The 19,111-nt window shown below is 68.2% G+C and carries 11 protein-coding genes and 1 tRNA gene; 6 read left to right on the forward strand and 6 right to left on the reverse strand.

Features of this window, described 5'->3' with window-relative positions; all coding sequences use genetic code 11:
- Positions 1–86 precede the first annotated feature (86 nt).
- Together groL and ATO4_RS05995 are read right to left on the reverse strand one after the other, a co-directional pair.
- Positions 87–1,709, reverse strand: coding sequence for a chaperonin GroEL (gene groL / locus ATO4_RS05990; protein WP_083590519.1), 1,623 nt, complete (start codon positions 1,707–1,709; stop codon positions 87–89).
- A 53-nt stretch (positions 1,710–1,762) separates the two neighbouring features.
- Positions 1,763–2,074 carry a co-chaperone GroES gene (locus ATO4_RS05995; protein ID WP_083590520.1) on the reverse strand — a complete coding sequence of 104 codons (312 nt, stop codon included), beginning with the start codon at positions 2,072–2,074 and terminating at the stop codon, positions 1,763–1,765.
- 297 nt (positions 2,075–2,371) lie between these two features.
- On the opposite strand from ATO4_RS05995, the gene ATO4_RS06000 reads away from it, so the two are divergent.
- The 5 genes from ATO4_RS06000 to ATO4_RS06015 all read left to right on the forward strand — a co-directional run bounded on the left by ATO4_RS06000 (position 2,372) and on the right by ATO4_RS06015 (position 12,696).
- Positions 2,372–2,638 carry a DUF1488 domain-containing protein gene (locus ATO4_RS06000; protein ID WP_083590521.1) on the forward strand — a complete coding sequence of 89 codons (267 nt, stop codon included), beginning with the start codon at positions 2,372–2,374 and terminating at the stop codon, positions 2,636–2,638.
- Between the two features lie 246 nt (positions 2,639–2,884).
- A complete protein-coding gene (locus tag ATO4_RS06005; protein WP_083590522.1) occupies positions 2,885–3,097 on the forward strand; it encodes a cold-shock protein in 213 nt (70 codons plus the stop codon).
- Positions 3,098–3,321: 224 nt separating this feature from the next.
- Entirely contained in the window at positions 3,322–3,501 is a 180-nt protein-coding gene (locus ATO4_RS26925; RefSeq protein WP_139802278.1) for a hypothetical protein, read from the forward strand.
- 258 nt (positions 3,502–3,759) lie between these two features.
- Positions 3,760–3,966: a hypothetical protein gene (locus tag ATO4_RS06010; RefSeq protein WP_139802279.1), complete on the forward strand. Its 207-nt coding sequence runs from the start codon at positions 3,760–3,762 to the stop codon at positions 3,964–3,966.
- 141 nt (positions 3,967–4,107) lie between these two features.
- Complete coding sequence (locus ATO4_RS06015) at positions 4,108–12,696, forward strand: glucoamylase family protein (RefSeq protein ID WP_083590524.1); 8,589 nt, start codon at positions 4,108–4,110, stop codon at positions 12,694–12,696.
- 414 nt (positions 12,697–13,110) lie between these two features.
- Here the strand turns inward: ATO4_RS06015 and ATO4_RS06020 are convergent.
- A tRNA-Ala gene (locus ATO4_RS06020) sits at positions 13,111–13,186 on the reverse strand.
- Between the two features lie 514 nt (positions 13,187–13,700).
- Here ATO4_RS06020 and ATO4_RS06025 point away from each other — a divergent pair.
- Positions 13,701–15,644 carry a RiPP maturation radical SAM C-methyltransferase gene (locus tag ATO4_RS06025; protein ID WP_176222876.1) on the forward strand — a complete coding sequence of 648 codons (1,944 nt, stop codon included), beginning with the start codon at positions 13,701–13,703 and terminating at the stop codon, positions 15,642–15,644.
- 256 nt (positions 15,645–15,900) lie between these two features.
- On the opposite strand, the gene recR is transcribed toward ATO4_RS06025, so the two are convergent.
- From recR to ATO4_RS06040, 3 genes are all read right to left on the reverse strand, one after another.
- Positions 15,901–16,506 (reverse strand): recombination mediator RecR, encoded by a 606-nt coding sequence (gene recR, locus ATO4_RS06030; RefSeq protein ID WP_083590526.1) that lies wholly within the window; start codon positions 16,504–16,506, stop codon positions 15,901–15,903.
- A 179-nt stretch (positions 16,507–16,685) separates the two neighbouring features.
- Positions 16,686–17,009, reverse strand: a complete 324-nt coding sequence (locus tag ATO4_RS06035; protein ID WP_083590527.1) for a YbaB/EbfC family nucleoid-associated protein — start codon at positions 17,007–17,009, stop codon at positions 16,686–16,688.
- Between the two features lie 156 nt (positions 17,010–17,165).
- Positions 17,166–19,061: a DNA polymerase III subunit gamma/tau gene (locus ATO4_RS06040; RefSeq protein WP_083590528.1), complete on the reverse strand. Its 1,896-nt coding sequence runs from the start codon at positions 19,059–19,061 to the stop codon at positions 17,166–17,168.
- Positions 19,062–19,111 lie beyond the last annotated feature (50 nt).

The following is a 19,111-nucleotide window of genomic DNA, read 5'->3' on the forward strand; positions in this document are numbered from 1 at the left end:
CAGTCGCGCGCCGAGCCGGCGCGCGACCATCGGGAGCCGCCCGAAACGACCGCGGGCCGTTCCGGCGGGCGTTTCCTCTTGAAGTCTCAGTAGCCCATGCCGCCCGCACCGCTCGTCGCCGGCGCACGGCCCTCGGGAACGTTGGCGATCATCGCCTCGGCGGTGATCAGCATCGCGGCGATGGAGCCGGCGTCCTGCAGCGCGGTGCGCACCACCTTCGCCGGGTCGACGATGCCGGCCGCGATCATGTCGACATAGGTCTCGCTCTGGGCGTCGAAGCCGAAACTGGCGGCGGCGTCCTCCAGCTTGCCGATCACGATCGACCCTTCGACGCCGGCATTCTCGGCGATCTGCCGGATCGGCGCCTCGAGGGCTCTGGCCACGACCGAGATGCCGGCCACGATGTCCGCATTGGCGCCGGCAAGGCCCTTCAGCGACGCCCTGGCGCGCAGCAGGGCCATGCCGCCGCCGGGCACGATGCCTTCCTCGACGGCCGCGCGGGTGGCGTTGAGCGCGTCATCGATCCGGTCCTTGCGCTCCTTGACCTCCGTCTCCGTCATGCCGCCGACGCGGATCACCGCGACGCCGCCGGCCAGCTTGGCAAGCCGCTCCTGCAGCTTCTCCTTGTCGTAGTCCGAGGTGGTCTCCTCGACCTGCGCCTTCAGCTGGGCGATACGCCCCTTGATCGCCTCGGCGTCGCCGGCGCCATCGACGACGGTGGTGGTATCCTTGTCGATGATGACACGCTTGGTGCGACCCAGCATCTCGATCGTGACGTTCTCGAGCTTGATGCCGACATCTTCGGAAATGACCGTGCCGCCGGTGAGGATCGCAAGATCCTCGAGCATCGCCTTGCGGCGATCGCCGAAGCCCGGTGCCTTGACGGCAGCGACCTTCAGGCCGCCGCGCAGCTTGTTGACGACGAGCGTTGCGAGCGCCTCGCCCTCGACGTCTTCCGACACGATCAGGAGCGGCCGTCCGGACTGGACGACGGCCTCCAGGATCGGCAGCAGCGCCTGGAGGTTGGAGAGCTTCTTCTCGTGCAGGAGAATGTAGGGCTCTTCCAGCTCGGCGCGCATCTTCTCGGCATTGGTGACGAAATACGGGCTGAGATAGCCGCGGTCGAACTGCATGCCTTCGACGACTTCGAGCTCTGTCTCGGCGGACTTGGCTTCCTCGACGGTGATGACACCCTCCTTGCCGACCTTGTCCATCGCCTTGGCGATCATCTCGCCGATGGAAGCGTCGCCATTGGCGGCGATGGTGCCGACCTGGGCGATCTCGGCGGAGGAATTCACCTTCGCGGCGCGCTCGCCGATATCCTTGACGACGGCGGCGACGGCCAAGTCGATGCCGCGCTTCAGATCCATCGGATTCATGCCGGCGGCGACGAGCTTGATCCCCTCGCGCAGGATGGAGGAAGCGAGGACGGTCGCGGTGGTGGTGCCGTCACCGGCCTTGTCGTTGGTCTTCGAGGCCACTTCGCGCACCATCTGGGCGCCCATGTTCTCGAACTTGTCCTCGAGCTCCATCTCCTTGGCGACGGTGACGCCGTCCTTGGTGATGCGCGGCGAGCCGAAGGACCTGTCGATGACGACGTTGCGGCCCTTGGGACCCAACGTCACCTTGACGGCATTGTTGAGCAGTTCCACGCCGCGCAGAAGACTGTCGCGGGCATGGGCATTGAAGCGGATTTCCTTGGCGGACATCGGATGTTCCAGTGCGGATGGGAGGAGGTCGATCGAGGGACGGCGTTCGGCCGTCAGGCGCGGGCGGCGGCTGCGGGCTTGTCGACGATCCCCATGAGGTCGGATTCCTTCATGATGATCAGGTCCTCGCCCTCGATCTTGACCTCCGTGCCCGACCATTGGCCGAAAAGCACGATGTCGCCGGCCTTGGCGTCGACCGGAACCAGCGCGCCGGCCTCGTTGCGCGCGCCCGGCCCCACCGCCAGGACTTCGCCCTGTTGGGGCTTCTTCTGGGCGGTGTCGGGAATGATGATCCCGCCCGAGGATTTGGCCTCGGCGTCGATGCGGCGCAGGACGACGCGATCGTGGAGCGGTCGGAATTTCATCGGAGCGTTCTTTCTGCGGCGGGCGTTGAGAGCAGGCCGCAGAGGCTACATAGGCCGACTGGCACTCGATTGATAGGAGTGCCAGAACTTTAAAGCCGGCGCGTTTTATTTTCGATTGGTCGGCTTGATTGAACGCGACCAGAAACAAGCCATGTATGAGTGGGCGTTTTTCTTTCGGCGAGGCTCCCGGCCGCGCGGTCGGGGTGGTAGTCGGACCGGTTCCCGGTCCATGCTCCGCATCCTCGCCCTTGGATTTTCCACCGCACGGCTCTCCTCCAATACGAGAAGTTCATCATCATGGCACTCACCTTCCCCAATCGATCGCGCAGTTACGACGCGCAGGGCCACCGGGTCCGCTTCGTCGGTTATGACGGGATGATGGAGGTGCCCTTCTTCGTCGAGGAGACCGCGCTTTCTTCCAGCGGAACGACGCAGACCGGCTCGGAAACCGGCTTGCTCAAGGCGTTCGACGCGGCGCGCGACATCGTTCTGAGGGTCGCCGCAAAAGCCTATGCCCGCAGCCGCAAGAAGATGTACGTTCTCACCGACAAGGATTTTGCCTGATCCGACGTCCGCCCCCTCGCCAGCGGCGATGGTACCGAATCCGGCGCCCTGTCGGCGCGCCCGTTGATTTCGGCGGCACTTGTAAGTCGAAATAAAATCCCCAATTTACTGAAAGTAGGCCGATAAACGAATTGATTCGAGAGCAGTCTCGAAATTCAATTCCGGCGTTTCCTGCTGAAAATCGATCATCCCCGCCAAGAAATACTTCTAGGCTTACTGCGACTTTTTCTAACGAAAGGGTGTCCCATGACCACGGGAACCGTCAAATGGTTTAGCTCCGACAAGGGCTTCGGCTTCATCGCGCCTGACAATGGCGGCGGCGATGCCTTCGTCCACATCAGCGCCGTCGAGCGCTCGGGGCTGAGCAGCCTGCAGGATGGCCAGAAGGTCTCCTACGAACTCGTTGCCGATCGCAAGAGCGGCAAGATGTCGGCCGAGAACCTCACCACCATCGCCTGACGATCTTTCTCGCGGCGCGCCAGCGCCGCGAGTTCCCTCTGGAGCATGATCCCGAAAAGTGGGAACCGGTTTTCGGGAAAGATCATGCAGCAACAATAAGATGGAGCGGGAAGGGGTCGGAGACGGATGTCCCGGCAAATCTCACTCTCGATCCGACGGACGCAGCGCGTCGAACCCGCTCGCCATGTCGCACCTTTGTCGTAAGCAGATGCCCGCGCCGCGCCGTGACCGACATGGCGCCGGGCCGGCGCACGGAGACGAACATGTCCAAGCGACAAGGCAATCGCGAAGTCCGCAAGCCGAAGGCCGAAAAGCCCAAAGCTGCCGCCGCCGAAGCGACGTTCGCGGGCTTGAGCAAGGGCTCCCCCGAGCCGCTCAAGCCGATGAAGAAGAAGAAGGCTTAGCGCAGCGACCGGGTCCGGGCTTCGTTCGCGCGATCTGGACCGCAGACTTCGACATCGAACGACGGGATCGACCGGCACCTCGCCGACGAACCCCGATCCGGTCTCGACAAGTCTCTGAGACGGCGGCCGGGCGCCACGCAGCCCCGGGCTTCGCCGTCAGCCGGCCAGGCCCCCACGACCGCGCCGACGCCGGCCGTCGACATCGACCCCCTGAAACCGTTCAGCGATGCGAGAGGCAACCCCATGATCAACTCCCGAATGACGCGCGAGCGCGCCGAAATCAGCTTCCAGCCGAAGAGCGAGCGCAGCGACAAGGTCTCGGCGGTGCGCACGATCGAGGCCAGCCGGCTTCTCGTCCAAGCCAAGTCCGCAAAACTCAAAGAGCTCCGCCTGGCGCGGGACGCGACCATTGTCGTCGCGCCGGTCAAGCCCGGCAAGAGCCGGCGCACCAAGCAGGGCGCCTGATCGCTCTCGCATGAGGGAATCGTTCGGGCAGCCGTGCACGCCGGCGGCCGCCCCGTTTTTGTCTTCGTTCGTCCGCAACGAACCGCAAGGCGCCTTCGACCGAACTCCGGCCTCCACGCATCGTAGGAAGGACCGGCCCTGATGATCCCCGAGGCCTATGCAGAAGCAGATCCCGTCGAGACGCGGGAGCGTTCCTCCCGGCACTGGCTCGGCCAGTTGCTGAACCGCGCCGAGAGTTCCACCCTCTGGTCCGACAAGGCGCCGGTTCGCCAGGAGCTGTTCGGCGTCGAACGCCTCGAACAGCATGCCGAAAGCCTCGCGCGGGCCCAGACCGTCACCGACCATCCGCGCGCCGTCCTGTCGCTGCATGTCAGGCTCGGGCGGAACGCGGCCGTGCTGCTCGCCGCCTACCGGGAAAGCGCGGCGGAACTCGAGCAAGGCCGGAGCATCGTTCCCGCCGCCGAATGGCTGCTCGACAACTATCACATCGCCGAGGCGCAGATCCGCGACATCAGGGACGATCTGCCCAGCGGCTACTATCGCAAGCTGCCCAAGCTCGCCGCCGGCCCCTTCGCCGGCTATCCGCGCATCCTCGGCCTCGCCTGGGCCTATGTCGCCCACACCGACAGCAACATGGAAGCGGAGTCGCTGCGTCGGTTCGTGGCGGCCTATCAGCGGGTCCAGCCGCTGACGATCGGGGAACTGTGGGCCGTCCCGATCACGCTGCGCATCGTGCTCGTCGAAAACCTGCGCCGCCTGGCGGACCAGATCACGGCCGGGCGGCTGGCGCGGCAGGAGGCCGACCGTTGGGCCGACCGGCTGCGCGCCGTCGGCGGACCCCCGAGCGAACTCGGCGCGCTGGTCTCGACCCTTTCCAGCGAGCCGCTGTCGGAACGCTTCGCCGCGCAACTCGCCAAGCGGCTGCGGGATCTCGACCCCTCGACCACCCCGGCGCTCGCCTGGCTGGAGGAGCGGCTGCGCCAGCAGTCGACCTCGAGCGAAGAGGTCGTGCACCATGTCCAGCTGCGCCAGGGCGCCTCGAACGTCACGGTCCGCAACATCGTCACCAGCATGCGGCTGGCCTCCGATATCGAGTGGGCCGATCTGTTCGAAAGCGTCAGCCTCGTCGACGCGCGGCTTCGGGCCAGGAGCGGCTTTGCCCGCATGGACTTCGCCACCCGCAACCTCTACCGCAGCGCGATCGAGCAATTGTCGCGCGGCTCCGGCGCGAGCGAGCTGGAAATCGCCGAGCGGGCCCTCGATGCGGCCGAAAATGCCGCGACGACGGACGATGCCGACGGCGAGCGGGTCGCCGACCCCGGCTATCATCTGATCGCCGGGGGGCGCCCAGCGCTCGAACGGGCGATCGACTTTCGCCCGCCCATGCGGCTCTCCTGGAGCCGCTTCGGCATGCGTCTCGGCATTGCCGGCTATGTCGGCGCGATCCTTCTCCTCGCCACGTTGCTCTCGCTCCTGGCCGCCTTCGCAATGGCGAGCGCGGGGGGCGGCATCGTCCTCGTCGCGCTCTTCGCCCTCACCGCGATCGTTCCGGCCAGCGAAGTCGCAACCGTCGTCGTCAACCGGGCGCTGACCTTCGGTTTCGGCGCCAATGCTCTCCCGTCCCTCGATCTCAAGGAAGGTGTGCCGTCGTCCCTGCGCACACTCGTGGTCGTCCCGACGCTTCTGACCGGCGCCGACGATCTGCGCGAGCAGATCGAGCGGCTCGAGGTGCATTTCCTGTCCGGCACCGGCGGGGACATCGCCTTCGCGCTTCTGGCCGACGGCGTCGACGCGGCATCCGAGATCGTGGACGGAGACGCCGGCCTTATCGGCATCGCCGCCGCCGAGATCAAGCGCCTCAATGCGCGCCATGGCGCTGGCCCGTCCGGTCCAAGGTTCCTGTTTCTTCACCGGCGCCGCCTCTTCAACGCCTCGGAAGGCGTCTGGATGGGATGGGAGCGCAAGCGCGGCAAGCTGCACGAGTTGAACCGTCTGCTGCGGGGCGCCACCGACACGTCCTATGCGGGCGCCGACGGCTCCGTGCCGAGCGTGCCCGCCGGCGTGCGCTACGTGATCACGCTCGATGCCGATACCAGGCTGCCACGCGACACCGCCAACCGCCTGATCGCCAAGATGGCACATCCCCTGAACCGGCCGCGGTGGTCGCCATCGGCACGGCGCGTCGTCGGCGGCCACGCGATCCTGCAGCCGCGCGTCACCGCGTCGCTGCCGATCGGGACGGAAGGCTCGCTCTATCAGCGGGTCTTCTCGGCTCCCGGCGGGATCGACGCCTATTCCGCCGCCGCGTCGGACGTCTACCAGGATCTCTTCGACGAAGGCTCGTTCACCGGCAAGGGCATCTACGACGTCGACGCCTTCGAGGCGGCGCTCGCCGGGCGCGTCCCCGACAACACCATGCTCAGCCACGACCTGTTCGAGGGCGCGCTGGCACGATCCGGCCTCGTCTCCGACATCGAGGTCGTCGAGGAGTTTCCGTCCCGCTACGACGTCTCGACGCGGCGCCAGCACCGCTGGGTGCGCGGCGACTGGCAGCTTCTGCCCTGGATCCTGAGCCTTGGCCGAGGCCCGGAGCATCTGCCGGCCGTCGGTCGCTGGAAGATGATCGACAATCTGAGGCGGTCGCTGATCTCGCCGCTGGCGCTGGCGGCACTTTGGCTGTGCTGGCTGATGCCGCCGACCGCGGCCCTGATCGGCACGCTCGCCGTGCTGGCGGCGATCGGCACGCCGACGCTGCTGCCGATCGCCCTGTCGATCGTCCCGCACCGCTCCGGCGTCATGCTGCGCGGCCATCTCGTGCGCATCGCCGGCGAGATCAGGATGGCGGTCCTGCAGGCCGCGCTGCTGGTCGCCTTCCTGCCCGATCATGCCTGGCTCATGGGCGACGCGATCGCCCGCACGCTCCACCGTCTCGTGGTGACGCGCCGGCTTTTGTTGGAATGGACGACGTCCGAGCGCTCGTCGGCGGCGGCGCGATCCGGCCTTCGCGGCTTTGCCCGGAGCATGGCGGGCGGAACCATGCTCGCCGCCCTGGTCACGGCGAGCGCCGTCGTCCTCGCTCCGGCTTCCTGGCCGCTGGCGCTGTCCTTCGCCCTCCTCTGGCTTGCCGCTCCGTTGATCGCCTGGCGGGCCAGCCAGGCCCCCAAGGAAGATGTCGCGACAGCGCCCGGTTCCGAGGTTGCCGTCGCCCTGCGGCTGGTCGCCCGCCGGACCTGGCGGTACTTCGAGACCTTCGTGACGGCGCAGGAAAACATGCTGCCGCCGGACAACTTCCAGGAAGATCCGCACCCGGCCGTCGCCCACCGGACGTCGCCGACCAATATCGGGCTCTATCTCCTGGCTGCGGCCAGCGCCCGCGATTTCGGCTGGGCCGGTGCGAGCGAGACGGCGGACCGCATCGAGGCGACCTTCGCGTCGATGCGGCGCATGCGTCGTGTCAACGGGCATTTCCTCAACTGGTACGAGACCACCAGTCTTGCCGTGCTCGAACCGGCCTATGTCTCCTCGGTCGACAGCGGCAACCTCGCCGGCCATCTCGTCGCCCTTGCCAACGCCTGCGAGGAATGGAGCGCGGCTCCCGTCGGGCAGGGCGCGCGTGACGGCATGACGGATGCCCTGTCCCTGGCATGCGAGGCCCTCGAGACCGCCGCCGGTGGCGGCCCCGCCAAGCGGCAGATCGCGGTCACGCTGGAGGAGATCAGGGCGAGGCTGGACGACCCCGTCGCGATCGAGGCCGTCCTGCCGGTCATCGCGCGCCTGGCCGGCAAGGCCGCCGACGCGGCGAGACTGCTCGCGCGCGCCGATCCGGGTCAGCTGCCGCCGGACATCGTCTTCTGGACCACCGCTATCGCCCGGCTCGCGGCCGAGGATGCGCGCGACAGGCAGACGCCGAGCGTCGGCGCGGCATCTCTTTCCGACCGACTCCGGGCGATCGCCGACGAGGCTCGGACCTTCGCCATGGCGATGGATTTCACCTTCCTCGTCGACCGCGAACGCAGCCTCCTGTCGATCGGCTACGCCGTGAACGACAATGCGCTCGACCGCAGCTGCTACGATCTCCTCGCCTCGGAGGCCCGGCTTGCCAGCCTCTTTGCGATCGCCAAGGGCGACGTCGAGACGCGCCACTGGTTCAGGCTCGGCCGCGCCGCGACGCCGGTCGGCAACGGCTCGGCTCTGGTCTCCTGGTCGGGATCGATGTTCGAGTATCTGATGCCGCCGCTGGTGATGCGGGCGCCGACCGGCAGCCTGCTGGAACAGACCTGCCGCCTCGCCGTCCGGCGTCAGCGGTCCTACGGCCGCGGACTCGGCATCCCGTGGGGCATCTCGGAATCCGCCTTCAACGCCCGGGATTTCGAGTTCACCTATCAGTATTCGAATTTCGGCGTTCCCGGCCTCGGCCTGAAGCGCGGCCTTGCCGACAATACCGTCATCGCCCCCTATGCCACCGGCCTCGCGGCGATGATCGACCCGGTCGCGGCGCTGGAAAATTACGGCCGCCTCGCCGCCATGGGCGCGCTCGGACGCTTCGGCTACTTCGAGGCGCTGGACTTCACCCGCTCGCGCCTCGCCAAGGGCGAGACCTTCGCCATCGTCCGCAACGTCATGGCCCACCATCAGGGCATGACGATCGTCGCGATCGTCAACACCCTCAAGAACGGCCTGATGCGGAACCGCTTCCACCGCGAGCCGATGATCAAGGCCAGCGAACTCCTGCTGCAGGAGCGCATCCCGCGCGATGTCGCGGTGCTGCGCGTGCGGGCCGAAGAGGTGCGCTCGCCGGCCTCCATCTCGGACGAGGGCGCTCCCGCCGTCCGGCGCCTCGTCGCCACCCCGGCCGGGCCACCGGTGACCCACCTGCTGTCCAACGGCCAGTATTCGGTAATGCTGACGGCGACCGGCGGTGGCTACAGTCGCTGGGGCGAGATCGCCGTGACCCGCTGGAAGGAAGACGCGACCCGCGACGACGGGGGCGCCAGGATCTTTCTGCGGGACACGCAGAGCGGCCTGACCTGGACGGCCGCGCAGCACCCCGGCCGCAAGGGCTCGGCGACGTCCAGCGTGACCTTCGGCGAGGATCATGCCGAGTTCCACCATCGCAACGAGACGCTGTCCACCTTGATGGACGTGCTGGTCTCCGGCGAGCATGAGGGTGAAGTCCGCCGCGTCTCGCTGGTCAACACCGGCAGGCGGGCCCGCGAGATCGAGCTTACGAGCTATGCCGAGCTGGTCCTGACCACGGCGGCGACCGACGCCGCGCATCCGGCCTTCGCCAAGATGTTCGTCGAGACCGAGCACCTGCCGGAATTCGGCGCCGTGCTGGCCACGCGCCGGCCCCGGTCGACGGACGAGCCCCGTGTCTTTGCGGCGCATTTCGCCGTCGTCGAGGGGGAGATCGTCGCCGAGCCCCAGTTCGAGACCGACCGGGCGCGCTTTTTCGGATCGGCGACGACGCTCGCGGCCGCGGCGGCGATCGCCGAGGGTCAGCCCTTGTCGAACAGCGTGGGGACCGTCCTCGACCCGATCTTCTCGCTGCGCCAGCGGGTGGCCGTCCTGGCGGGCAAGACCGTCCGGGTGGCGTTCTGGACCGTCGTGGCATCGAGCCGCGACGAATTGATGGATCTCGTCGACACCCATCACGAGCGCAGCGCCTTCGAGCGCGCCAAGACGCTGGCCTGGACACAGGCGCAGGTGCAGCTTCGCCATCTCGGCGTCGGCGCGAACGAAGCCGCCGATTTCCAGCGCCTGGCCGGCCCGATCCTTTATGCCGACAACCGGTTCCGTCCGCCGTCGGAGGCGATCACGGTCGGCGCCGGCCCGCAGTCGGACCTCTGGCCGCTCGGCATCTCCGGCGACCTGCCGCTCGTCGTCGTCTCGATCGACGACGTCGAGGACATCGCCCAGATCCGCCAACTGCTCAGGGCCCATGAATACTGGCGGTCCAAGCAGCTCGCCGTCGATCTGGTCATCCTCAACGACCATGCCTCCTCCTATCAGGACGATCTCCAGGTCGCGATCGAAACGGCGGTCAGGAGCAGCCAGTCCCGCCCGAGGCTGGGCGGCTCGCCGGCCAGGGGCTCGGTCTTCTCGCTGCGCTCCGACAGGATGACCCCGCAGAGCCGGGCCCTCATCCGATCCTGCGCCCGGGTGATGCTGACGGCCCGCCAGGGCGCGATCGACCAGCAGCTCGCACGACTGCTCGAACCGATGCCGATCGGAGAAGCCGTCCATCCATCACCGGCACGGCCGACGCGCAGCGACGTCGACGTCCCTGCCGCCGACGAGCCGGGCGAGGATCTCGAATTCTTCAACGGCCTGGGCGGCTTTGCCGCGAACGGCCGCGAATATGTGACGATCCTGAAGGCCGGGGACGCCACCCCCGCTCCCTGGATCAACGTGATCGCCAATGCCGGCTTCGGCTTTCAGGTCTCGGCCAAGGGCAGCGGCTATACGTGGTGCGGGAACAGCCGCGAGAACCAGCTGACCCAATGGTCGAACGATCCGGTCGTCGATCCCTCGGGCGAGGCGCTCTACATCCGCGACGACGCGAGCGGGGCCCTGTGGAGCCCCACCGCACAGCCGATCCGCGACGACGGCGTCTATGTCGCCCGCCACGGCTTCGGCTACAGCCGCTTCACCCACGAGGCGCAGGGCATCGCCAGCGAACTCACCCAGTTCGTGCCGCTGGCCGACCCGGTGAAGATCTCCCGCCTGACGCTGCGCAATCGCTCGGGTGTTTCGCGCCGGCTGACGGTGACCGCCTATGCCGAATGGGTGCTCGGCACGGCGCGGGGCGCCTCGGGCCCCTTCCTGTCGAGCGAACTCGACGCGGCGAAGGGGGTTCTGCTGGTCCGCAACCCCTGGAACATGGCCTTTCCCGGCCGCGTCGCCTTCGCCGATCTCGCCGGGCGGCAGACCGCATGGACGGCGGATCGCCGCGCCTTCCTCGGCGACGGCGGAACACCGGCCGCGCCGGCGGCCCTGATGCCGGGGGCGAGCCTGTCGCGCGCCAGCGGCTCGGGCCTCGATCCCTGCGCCGCGCTGCAACGGTCGCTGACGATCGCACCCGGCGAAACGGTGGAGGTCGTCTGGTTCCTCGGGCAATGCGACACCGTCGAGGCCGTCCGCTCGCTGGTGTCGCGGTACCGCGAGGCCGATCTCGACGCGGTGCTCGACGAGGTCCACGGCCATTGGCGCAGGATGCTCGGTGCGGTCGAGGTGGCAACGCCAGACCGGTCCATGGACATCATGCTGAACGGCTGGCTGCTCTACCAGACGATCGCCTGCCGGATCACCGCCCGCTCGGCCTTCTATCAGGCGAGCGGCGCCTATGGCTTCCGCGACCAGCTGCAGGATGGGATGGCGCTGACCTTCGTCCAGCCGGACGAGACGCGGCGGCATCTTCTGCGGGCCGCCGGACGGCAGTTCGAGGCCGGCGACGTCCAGCATTGGTGGCTGCCGCATTCCGGCCAGGGCGTGCGCACGCGGATTTCCGACGACCGGGTCTGGCTCGCCTTCGCCGCGGCGACCTATGTCACCACGTCCGGCGACCTTGGGGTTCTCGACGAGGACGTCCCGTTCCTGGAGGGGCCGGAGCTGCGCGAGGGCGAGCACGACGCCTTCTATCTGCCTAACGTCGCGGCAACCTCCGCCTCGCTGTTCGAGCACTGCGCCCGCGGCCTCGACCAGTGCCTGGAACTGACCGGCGCGAACGGCCTGCCGCTGATGGGAACCGGCGACTGGAACGACGGCATGAACCGGGTCGGCGAGGCCGGCCGCGGCGAAAGCGTCTGGCTCGGCTGGCTGCTCGTGCGCACCATCGACCTGTTCGCCCCGCTCGCCGACACCCGGGACCCAGAACGGGCCGCCCGCTGGCGGGCCCATGGATCCCGCGTTCTCGCGGCGATCGAGGCTACCGCGTGGGACGGCGAATGGTACCGGCGCGCCACCTTCGACGACGGCAGCTGGCTCGGCGCGCGCGGCAACGAGGCCTGCCAGATCGATTCCATCGCCCAGACCTGGGCGGTCCTTTCGGGCCGCGCCGACGGGGAGCGGGCGGCCACGGCGATGGCCTCGCTCGACAGGCACCTCATCCGCCGCGAGGCGGGTCTGGCGCTGCTGTTCGTGCCGCCCTTCGACCAGGGCCCCACGGAGCCCGGCTACATCAAGGGCTATCCCCCCGGGCTGCGCGAGAATGGCGGCCAGTACAGCCATGCGGCAATGTGGGCGATCCTCGCCTTTGCCAAGATCGGGGCCACGGACAGGGCGTGCGAACTCTTCGCCATGCTGAACCCGATCAACCATGCGGCGAGCCGCGATGCCGCCGGGCGCTACAAGGTCGAACCCTATGCGGTGGCCGCCGACATCTATTCGGTGCCGCCGCATGAGGGCCGCGGCGGCTGGACCTGGTACACCGGCGCCGCCGGCTGGATGTATCGCGCCGGCGTGGAAGGCATTCTCGGCATCCGCAAGGAGGGAGACTTCCTCGCCATCGCCCCCAGCATTCCGGAGACATGGCCGGGCTTCACCGCGACGATCCGGATCGGCAGCACCTGTTATCGCGTGACGGTCGACAATCGGGACAAGACCGGATCGAAGGTCATCCGTGCCATGCTCGACGGCAGGGATCTGGCCGCCGGAGACACGGGGCTTTACGTCCCGATCGACGATGCCGACCATGATCTGACGATCAGCCTGCCGGCCGTCCTCGTCTAACACCGACAGCCCGGGAGAAGTTCTCCCGGGCTGTCGGCATGAAGCCCGCGCGGCGATCGAGCGTAAACCCCTTGGCGCCGGTCAAAGACCGGGGCCGGCGGTATGACAGGCTGCGGATGCGAATCGGCACGGGGTCCCGACGCCGATCGGCATGGCTCACGCTGACAAGGCTTTGACAGTGCAGCGAAGGGGATCAAGATCGGGGGGCATCCTGTCCCGCCGAGACAGACGCCGCTCCGACGCGGTGCTGCGGCACGCGAGGCGTATAGGACCGGTCAGCTTTCCGCTTCTGCAGGCGATGAATCTCGGGCGCCGCTTTCATGCTCCCTGTGTACCACGGGTGTGTGCCACTGAGCTCTGAAACGGTGCTGATTTGCACGGCCTGTGAGAGATCTCATGGCCTTGCGGGGGAGTTGGTGGAGCCAAGCGGGATCGAACCGCTGACCTCTACAATGCCATTGTAGCGCTCTCCCAGCTGAGCTATGGCCCCACTTTGCCGGCTGGCGGCTGCGACGGACCTGGGTGATCCGTGGCGTGTGGCGGGTACTTATTAGAGAGCGGATCGAAGATCAAGCGGTTTTCGCGGCTTGGCCCGAAGCTCTTGCCGAGGCGGCGTGGCGACGCGCGGTTTCGCCCCGCAAAGCGGCGTTTGACGCTTTGATGACGGCTGGCAAGGCGTCCGAGGCAGCGCGCGCCGCGGCGCTTCCGGGCGGATGTCCGACCGCGCGGCTGCTGGCGATTCGGCGAGGCTCGTCGCGAGGCGGACCGCTCGACGCTCCGAAGCTCGATTCTCGAATCAGCGAAGCGCTTGCGCGTCGCCTGGGGATCATCGAAATTGCGCATGGTTGCGGAAGCGGACATTCTCCTCGTCGATGAAGCCTCGCCGGCACCGGTGCCCGATCTCGCAGCCTGGACATCACCGGGGCGAGGCGGCGCCGATGTTCCGTCGATGCGTGCAGACCTGCGGGATCTTTCGGTTCGCTTCCCGGCGAGGACGGAGCATCATGACGATCCATCCCTCTCAGTTGCTCCACGGCCGCACGGACGGCGAGGCCGCGACCGACGTCGTCCTCGTGATGATGCCGTTCGGGCCGCATCGGATGCCGTCGCTGGGCCTGTCCATGCTGGCCGAGGTGCTGCGCGACGCGAACATATCCGTTCGCGTGGACTACCCGCTGGTCGGCTTCGTCGAGGCGATGGGCGAGCGCGATTTCGAGCTGATCGTCTATGCCTTCGGCAAGCTGTCCCTCGGCGAATGGCTGTTCTCCCGCCTCGTCGATCCGGTCGGCTCGGTGGAGGATTTCCTGGCGCTTTGCGAGAAGAGCATCCGTCCGCAGCAGGCCGTCGAGCTTGCCCGGCTGGTGGAAAAGACCCTGCCGATCGCCGCCCGCCTCGTCGAGGAGACGGCCCGGCGCATCGCCCGCCTCGCGCCGCGCATCGTCGGCCTCAGTTCGTCCTTCCAGCAGCAGATGTCGTCGATCGCGCTCGCCAAGCGCCTGCGCGAGCTGATGCCGGACGTCACGATCGTCCTCGGCGGCGCCAATTGCAGCGCGCCGATGGGGGAGGCCATGTTCAAGGGCTATCCGGTGCTCGACGGCGTCCTCGTCGGCCCGGGCGAGGTGTCGTTCCCGCGCCTCGTGCGTGCCGTCCTCGGCGGCGAGGCGGACATCGCCATTCCCGGCCTCTACTGGCGGAAGACGGCGACAACCCCGCCGCAGGATCCGGGCGTCGCGCCCGAGCCGAAGATGGACGACCTTCCCTACGCCCATTACGACGATTTCTTCGCGTTCTGGCCGCCCAACGCCGCGCAGCCGCCGATGATCCCCTTTGAGGGATCGCGCGGCTGCTGGTGGGGGCAGAAGCAGCACTGCGTCTTCTGCTCGCTCAACCATTCGATCACCTACCGGGCCAAGACGCCGGAGCGGCTCTGCCGCGAGATCGTCCACCTCAGCGAGCGCTATCCGGGCCGCCAGCTCTTCGCCGTCGACGACATTCTGGACCAGCGGGTGATCGGCACCATCACCGACCGGCTCGCCGCCCTGCCGGTGCGCCCGAAGCTCTACTACTCGGTGAAGTCGAACCTCAGGAAGGACCAGGTCGCCGCGCTGGCCGGGGCCGGCGTCAACGCCATCCAGCCGGGGGTGGAGAGCCTTGCCGACGAGGTGCTGACGCTGATGCGCAAGGGCGTCACCGGCCTGCGCAATCTCCAGCTCCTGAAATGGTCGCAGGAATTCGACATCAGGGTCAGCTGGTCGATCCTCTATGGCTTTCCCTTCGACAAGGCCGAGTATTACGAGCGCATGCAGGCCTGGCTGCCGAGCCTCACCCATCTGCCGGCGCCGCGCGGGCTGACCGACGTGCGCATCCAGCGCTACAGCCCGCTCTTCACCCAGGCCGAGCATTTCGGCGTGAAGAACCTGCGGCCGCGGCCGGTCTACGCGCTGATCCACGCCGTCGACCCGGCGATCGTCGCCGAGCTGGCCTACAATTTCGACTGGGATCCGCCAGAGGATCAATCGCGCTACATCGAGCCGCTGCGCGCCGAAGTCCTTCGCTGGATGTCGGCGACGCAGTCGAAGACCTCGCTCCTCGTCCATGCCGAAACCCCGGACGGCCTCGTCGTCGGCGACACCCGCCCGGCGGCGATCCGGCGGATCCACCGCCTCGGCCCCGTCGAGCGGGCGATCTGCCTCGCCTGCGACGGTGTCATGAAGCGCCACCAGATCGCGGCGGCGGTCCGGCAGGCCGGCCATGCCATCGGCGACGACGGCCTCGACGAACTCCTCGCCCGGCTGGTGGAGGATCGCCTGATGCTGGAGCACGACGGCTTCTTCCTGTTCCTCGCCTGTGCCCCCTCCGGGGGGGCGATGCGCTCGAGCGACATCGTCCGGGAGGTGCTGGCGGAAGCCGGGAAGGGCGTGGCGCCGCTCCTGCTGGCGGGCGAGTGAGCGGGAAACGGGTCGTCCGGTCTTGAAGCGAGCAAGGCCCTGCACCCTCACCCCTCGACGCCCGTGCCGGCAGGACTTTGTCCAGATGTGCGTGGTGGTGGCGAAGCCGTTCCGATCCGGGTTCGGTTGCCTTCGATCCGACGGGCGATCAGCCCGATCCGAAGTTCGCCTCCTGGTGGGGCCCGTCCACGTCACGGGCAAGGCCTGTCGCGATCCGGCTCGCCGCTCCGCCGCGTCGGCGGGCCTGCCGCAGGCCTCAGAGCGCCGTGCGCGAGCGCATGGCGGCGGCGAGCGTGCCCTCGTCCAGATAGTCGAGTTCGCCGCCGACCGGCACGCCGTGGGCGAGGCGGGTCACCTTCACTTCGAGGCCCTCGAGCCGGTCCATGATGTAGTGAGCGGTGGTCTGGCCCTCGACCGTGGCGTTGACGGCGATGACCAGTTCCTTGACGCCGCCCGCCTCGACGCGATCGATCAGCTGGCGGATGGTCAGATCCTCCGGCCCGACGCCCTCCAGCGGCGAGAGCACGCCGCCGAGGACGTGATAGGCGGCGTTCAGCGCCTTCGCCCGCTCCAGCGCCCAGAGATCGGCGACGTCCTCGACGACGATGACCGTCGCCTGGTCGCGGGAATGGTCGGTGCAGATCGTGCAGGGATCGCGCGAATCGATGTTGCCGCAGGTCGAGCAGACGCCGATCTTGTCGCGCGCCTCCGCCATGGCGGCGGTCAGCGGCGACAAAAGCTGCTCGCGGCGCTTGACGAGGTGCAACGCCGCACGGCGGGCGGAGCGGGGGCCGAGCCCCGGGAGTTTGGCGAGCAGCTGGATCAGCTTCTCGATTTCCGGGCCGGCGACGGATTTTGCCATGTCGGTGTCAATCGCAAGTTGGGTGCGCGTGGTGGCCCCGCTTTCGGATCTAAACGGTGCGGCATCCAGGTCAGGCGGTATCCGGGTTAAGCGGTGAAGGGCGCGACGTCTGAGGCGGATCATCCTGGCGCAGGCCAACGATCGACCCGCCAGCCCGTCTCAGCCTCCCGCCCGCCGCGTCAGAACGGAAACTTCATCCCCGCCGGCAGGTTCAGCCCGGAGGTCATCTGCTGGGTCTTCTCCTGAATCGCGAGCTGCAGCTTGGCGTGGGCATCGGCATGGGCGGCGACGATCAGGTCTTCCAGGATGTCCTTCTCGTCCTCCTTCATCAGCGAGGGATCGACGACGAGGCCGGCCATCTCGCCGGTGCCGCGCAGGGTGACCGTGACGAGGCCGCCGCCGGACTGGCCGGAGACCTCGACGGCCTTCACGTCCTCCTGCAGCTCGGCCATCTTCTCCTGCATGGCTTTCGCCTGCTTCATCATGTTCATCAGGTCTTTCATCGCGGGGCTCCTCGTTCGGGATCGGACATTGGCGGATCTGCCGGGCGGTGCGTATCCGCTCGATATAGGGGCTCTCCCGGTGCGCTTTGAGGCCTCGCAAGGCGGCTTTCCACCGCTCTTTGCCCGACGAAGGTCGCAAAGGGCGGCCGGCCCCCGTCAGTCGTCGTCGAGAAACTCGTCCGGATCGCCGAGGAAGTCGTCGTCGCCGGCCTCGATCGCCGGCGCCGCAACCTCGTCCTCGTCGGTGGCGGAGCGGACGGTGACGTTGGTGATCTTCGCGCCGGGGAAGGCGGCAAGCACCGCCGCGACTTCCGGGTCGCTGGCGGCGTCGTCGATCAGCGAGGCGCGGCGTTGCGCGTCGCGCTCGTCGAGGGTCGGCTCGCCGCCGGAGGTGACGGTGACGACCCAGCGCTGCCCGGTCCACAGATGCAGCCGCTTCATCAGGTCGCCGATCAGCGTCTGCGGCGCTTCGTCGGTCAGCGCCACCTCGATCCGCCCCGGCTGGAAGCGCACCGGGCGCAGGTAGCGCCGGATCGACACCCGCATCAGCGAATCGCGACGTTCCTCGGCGAGCCTTGCCAGCGCCTCGATGCTGCCGATCGCCGGCATGTCCGGTTCGGGGGCGGGGCTCGTCTGGAGGCGCGGCCGGGCGTCCATCCGGGCGGCGCCGGAACCCGACGATGCGACGAGGCGCGGTTGCGGCAGATCGGCGCCGGCAGAGGGGTCGGGCGAGCCGGCGCCGGCCGCGTTCGGGGAGGCGGCGATCGACGCCGAGCCGTTTCCGCCGCCTTGGCCGTTTCCGCCGCCACCCGGCGAGGCGGGGAGCGCTGCGCCGGCCGGCAGCGCCGCGTCGCCGCCCTCGCGGATGAGGCGCAAGAGATCGTCGGGCGAGGGCAGGTCCGCCGCGTGGGCGATGCGGATCAGCGCCATCTCGGCGGCCTGGCGCGGCGTCGTGGTGGTGCGCAGCTCCTCGCCGGCCTTCAGGAGCATCTGCCAGACCTGGCCGAGGGTGCGGATCGACAGCTTCTTCGACAGTTCCAGCCCGCGCTCGGCCTCCATCGGCGAGATCGCCGCGTCCTCGGTCGATTCCGGCACGTAGCGCAGGGTGGTGACGAGATGGGTGAAGTCGGCGAGTTCGGAGATCACCACCGCCGGGTCGGCGCCGGCGGCATATTGCTCGCGCAGCTCTTTCAGCGCGGCGGCGGCATTGCCCGCCATCAGCGTCTCGAACAGGTCGATGATCCGCACCCGGTCGGCGAGCCCCAGCATGTCCCGGACGGCCAGCGCGGTGACGGTGCCGGCGCCGTGGGCGATCGCCTGGTCGGTGATCGACAGGGAATCGCGCACCGAGCCCTCGGCGGCCCTCGCGATGAGGCGCAGCGCGTCGTCCTCGACGCCGACCTTCTCGGCCTCGGCGATCTTCTTCAGATGGGCGATCAGCGTCGCCGATTCGACCCGGCGCAGGTCGAAGCGCTGGCAGCGCGACAGGACGGTGATCGGCACCTTGCGGATCTCGGTCGTCGCGAAGACGAACTTCACATGCTCCGGCGGCTCCTCCAGCGTCTTCAAAAGGCCGTTGAAGGCCTGGTTCGACAGCATGTGGACTTCGTCGATGATGTAGACCTTGTAGCGCGCCGAGACCGGCCGGTAGCGCACCTGGGCGATGATCTCGCGCACGTCGTCGATGCCGGTGTGGGAGGCGGCGTCCATCTCGACGACGTCGACATGCCGGCCCTCCATGATCGCCTGGCAATGGACGCCGGGGCCGGTCATGTGGATCGTCGGCTCGTGGATCGCGTCGGTCTCGTAGTTCAGCGCCCGGGCGAGGATGCGCGCCGTCGTCGTCTTGCCGACACCGCGCACTCCCGTCAGCATCCAGGCCTGGGCGATGCGGCCGGTCTCGAAGGCGTTGGTGAGGGTGCGCACCATCGGCTCCTGGCCGATGAGATCGTCGAAGGAGCGCGGCCGATATTTTCGCGCGAGGACGCGGTAGGGCTCGGGTTTGTCGGCCGCTGCTGTCGTGGCTTTGTCGGTGCCCTCGGTTTCGCTCATGATGCCGCTTCAGCCGATCCTGCTTCTATGCTCCAGAACCGTTCTGCAGG

This window comes from Aurantimonas sp. 22II-16-19i, assembly GCF_002088275.1.
In the GTDB taxonomy this organism is placed as follows: domain Bacteria; phylum Pseudomonadota; class Alphaproteobacteria; order Rhizobiales; family Rhizobiaceae; genus Jiella.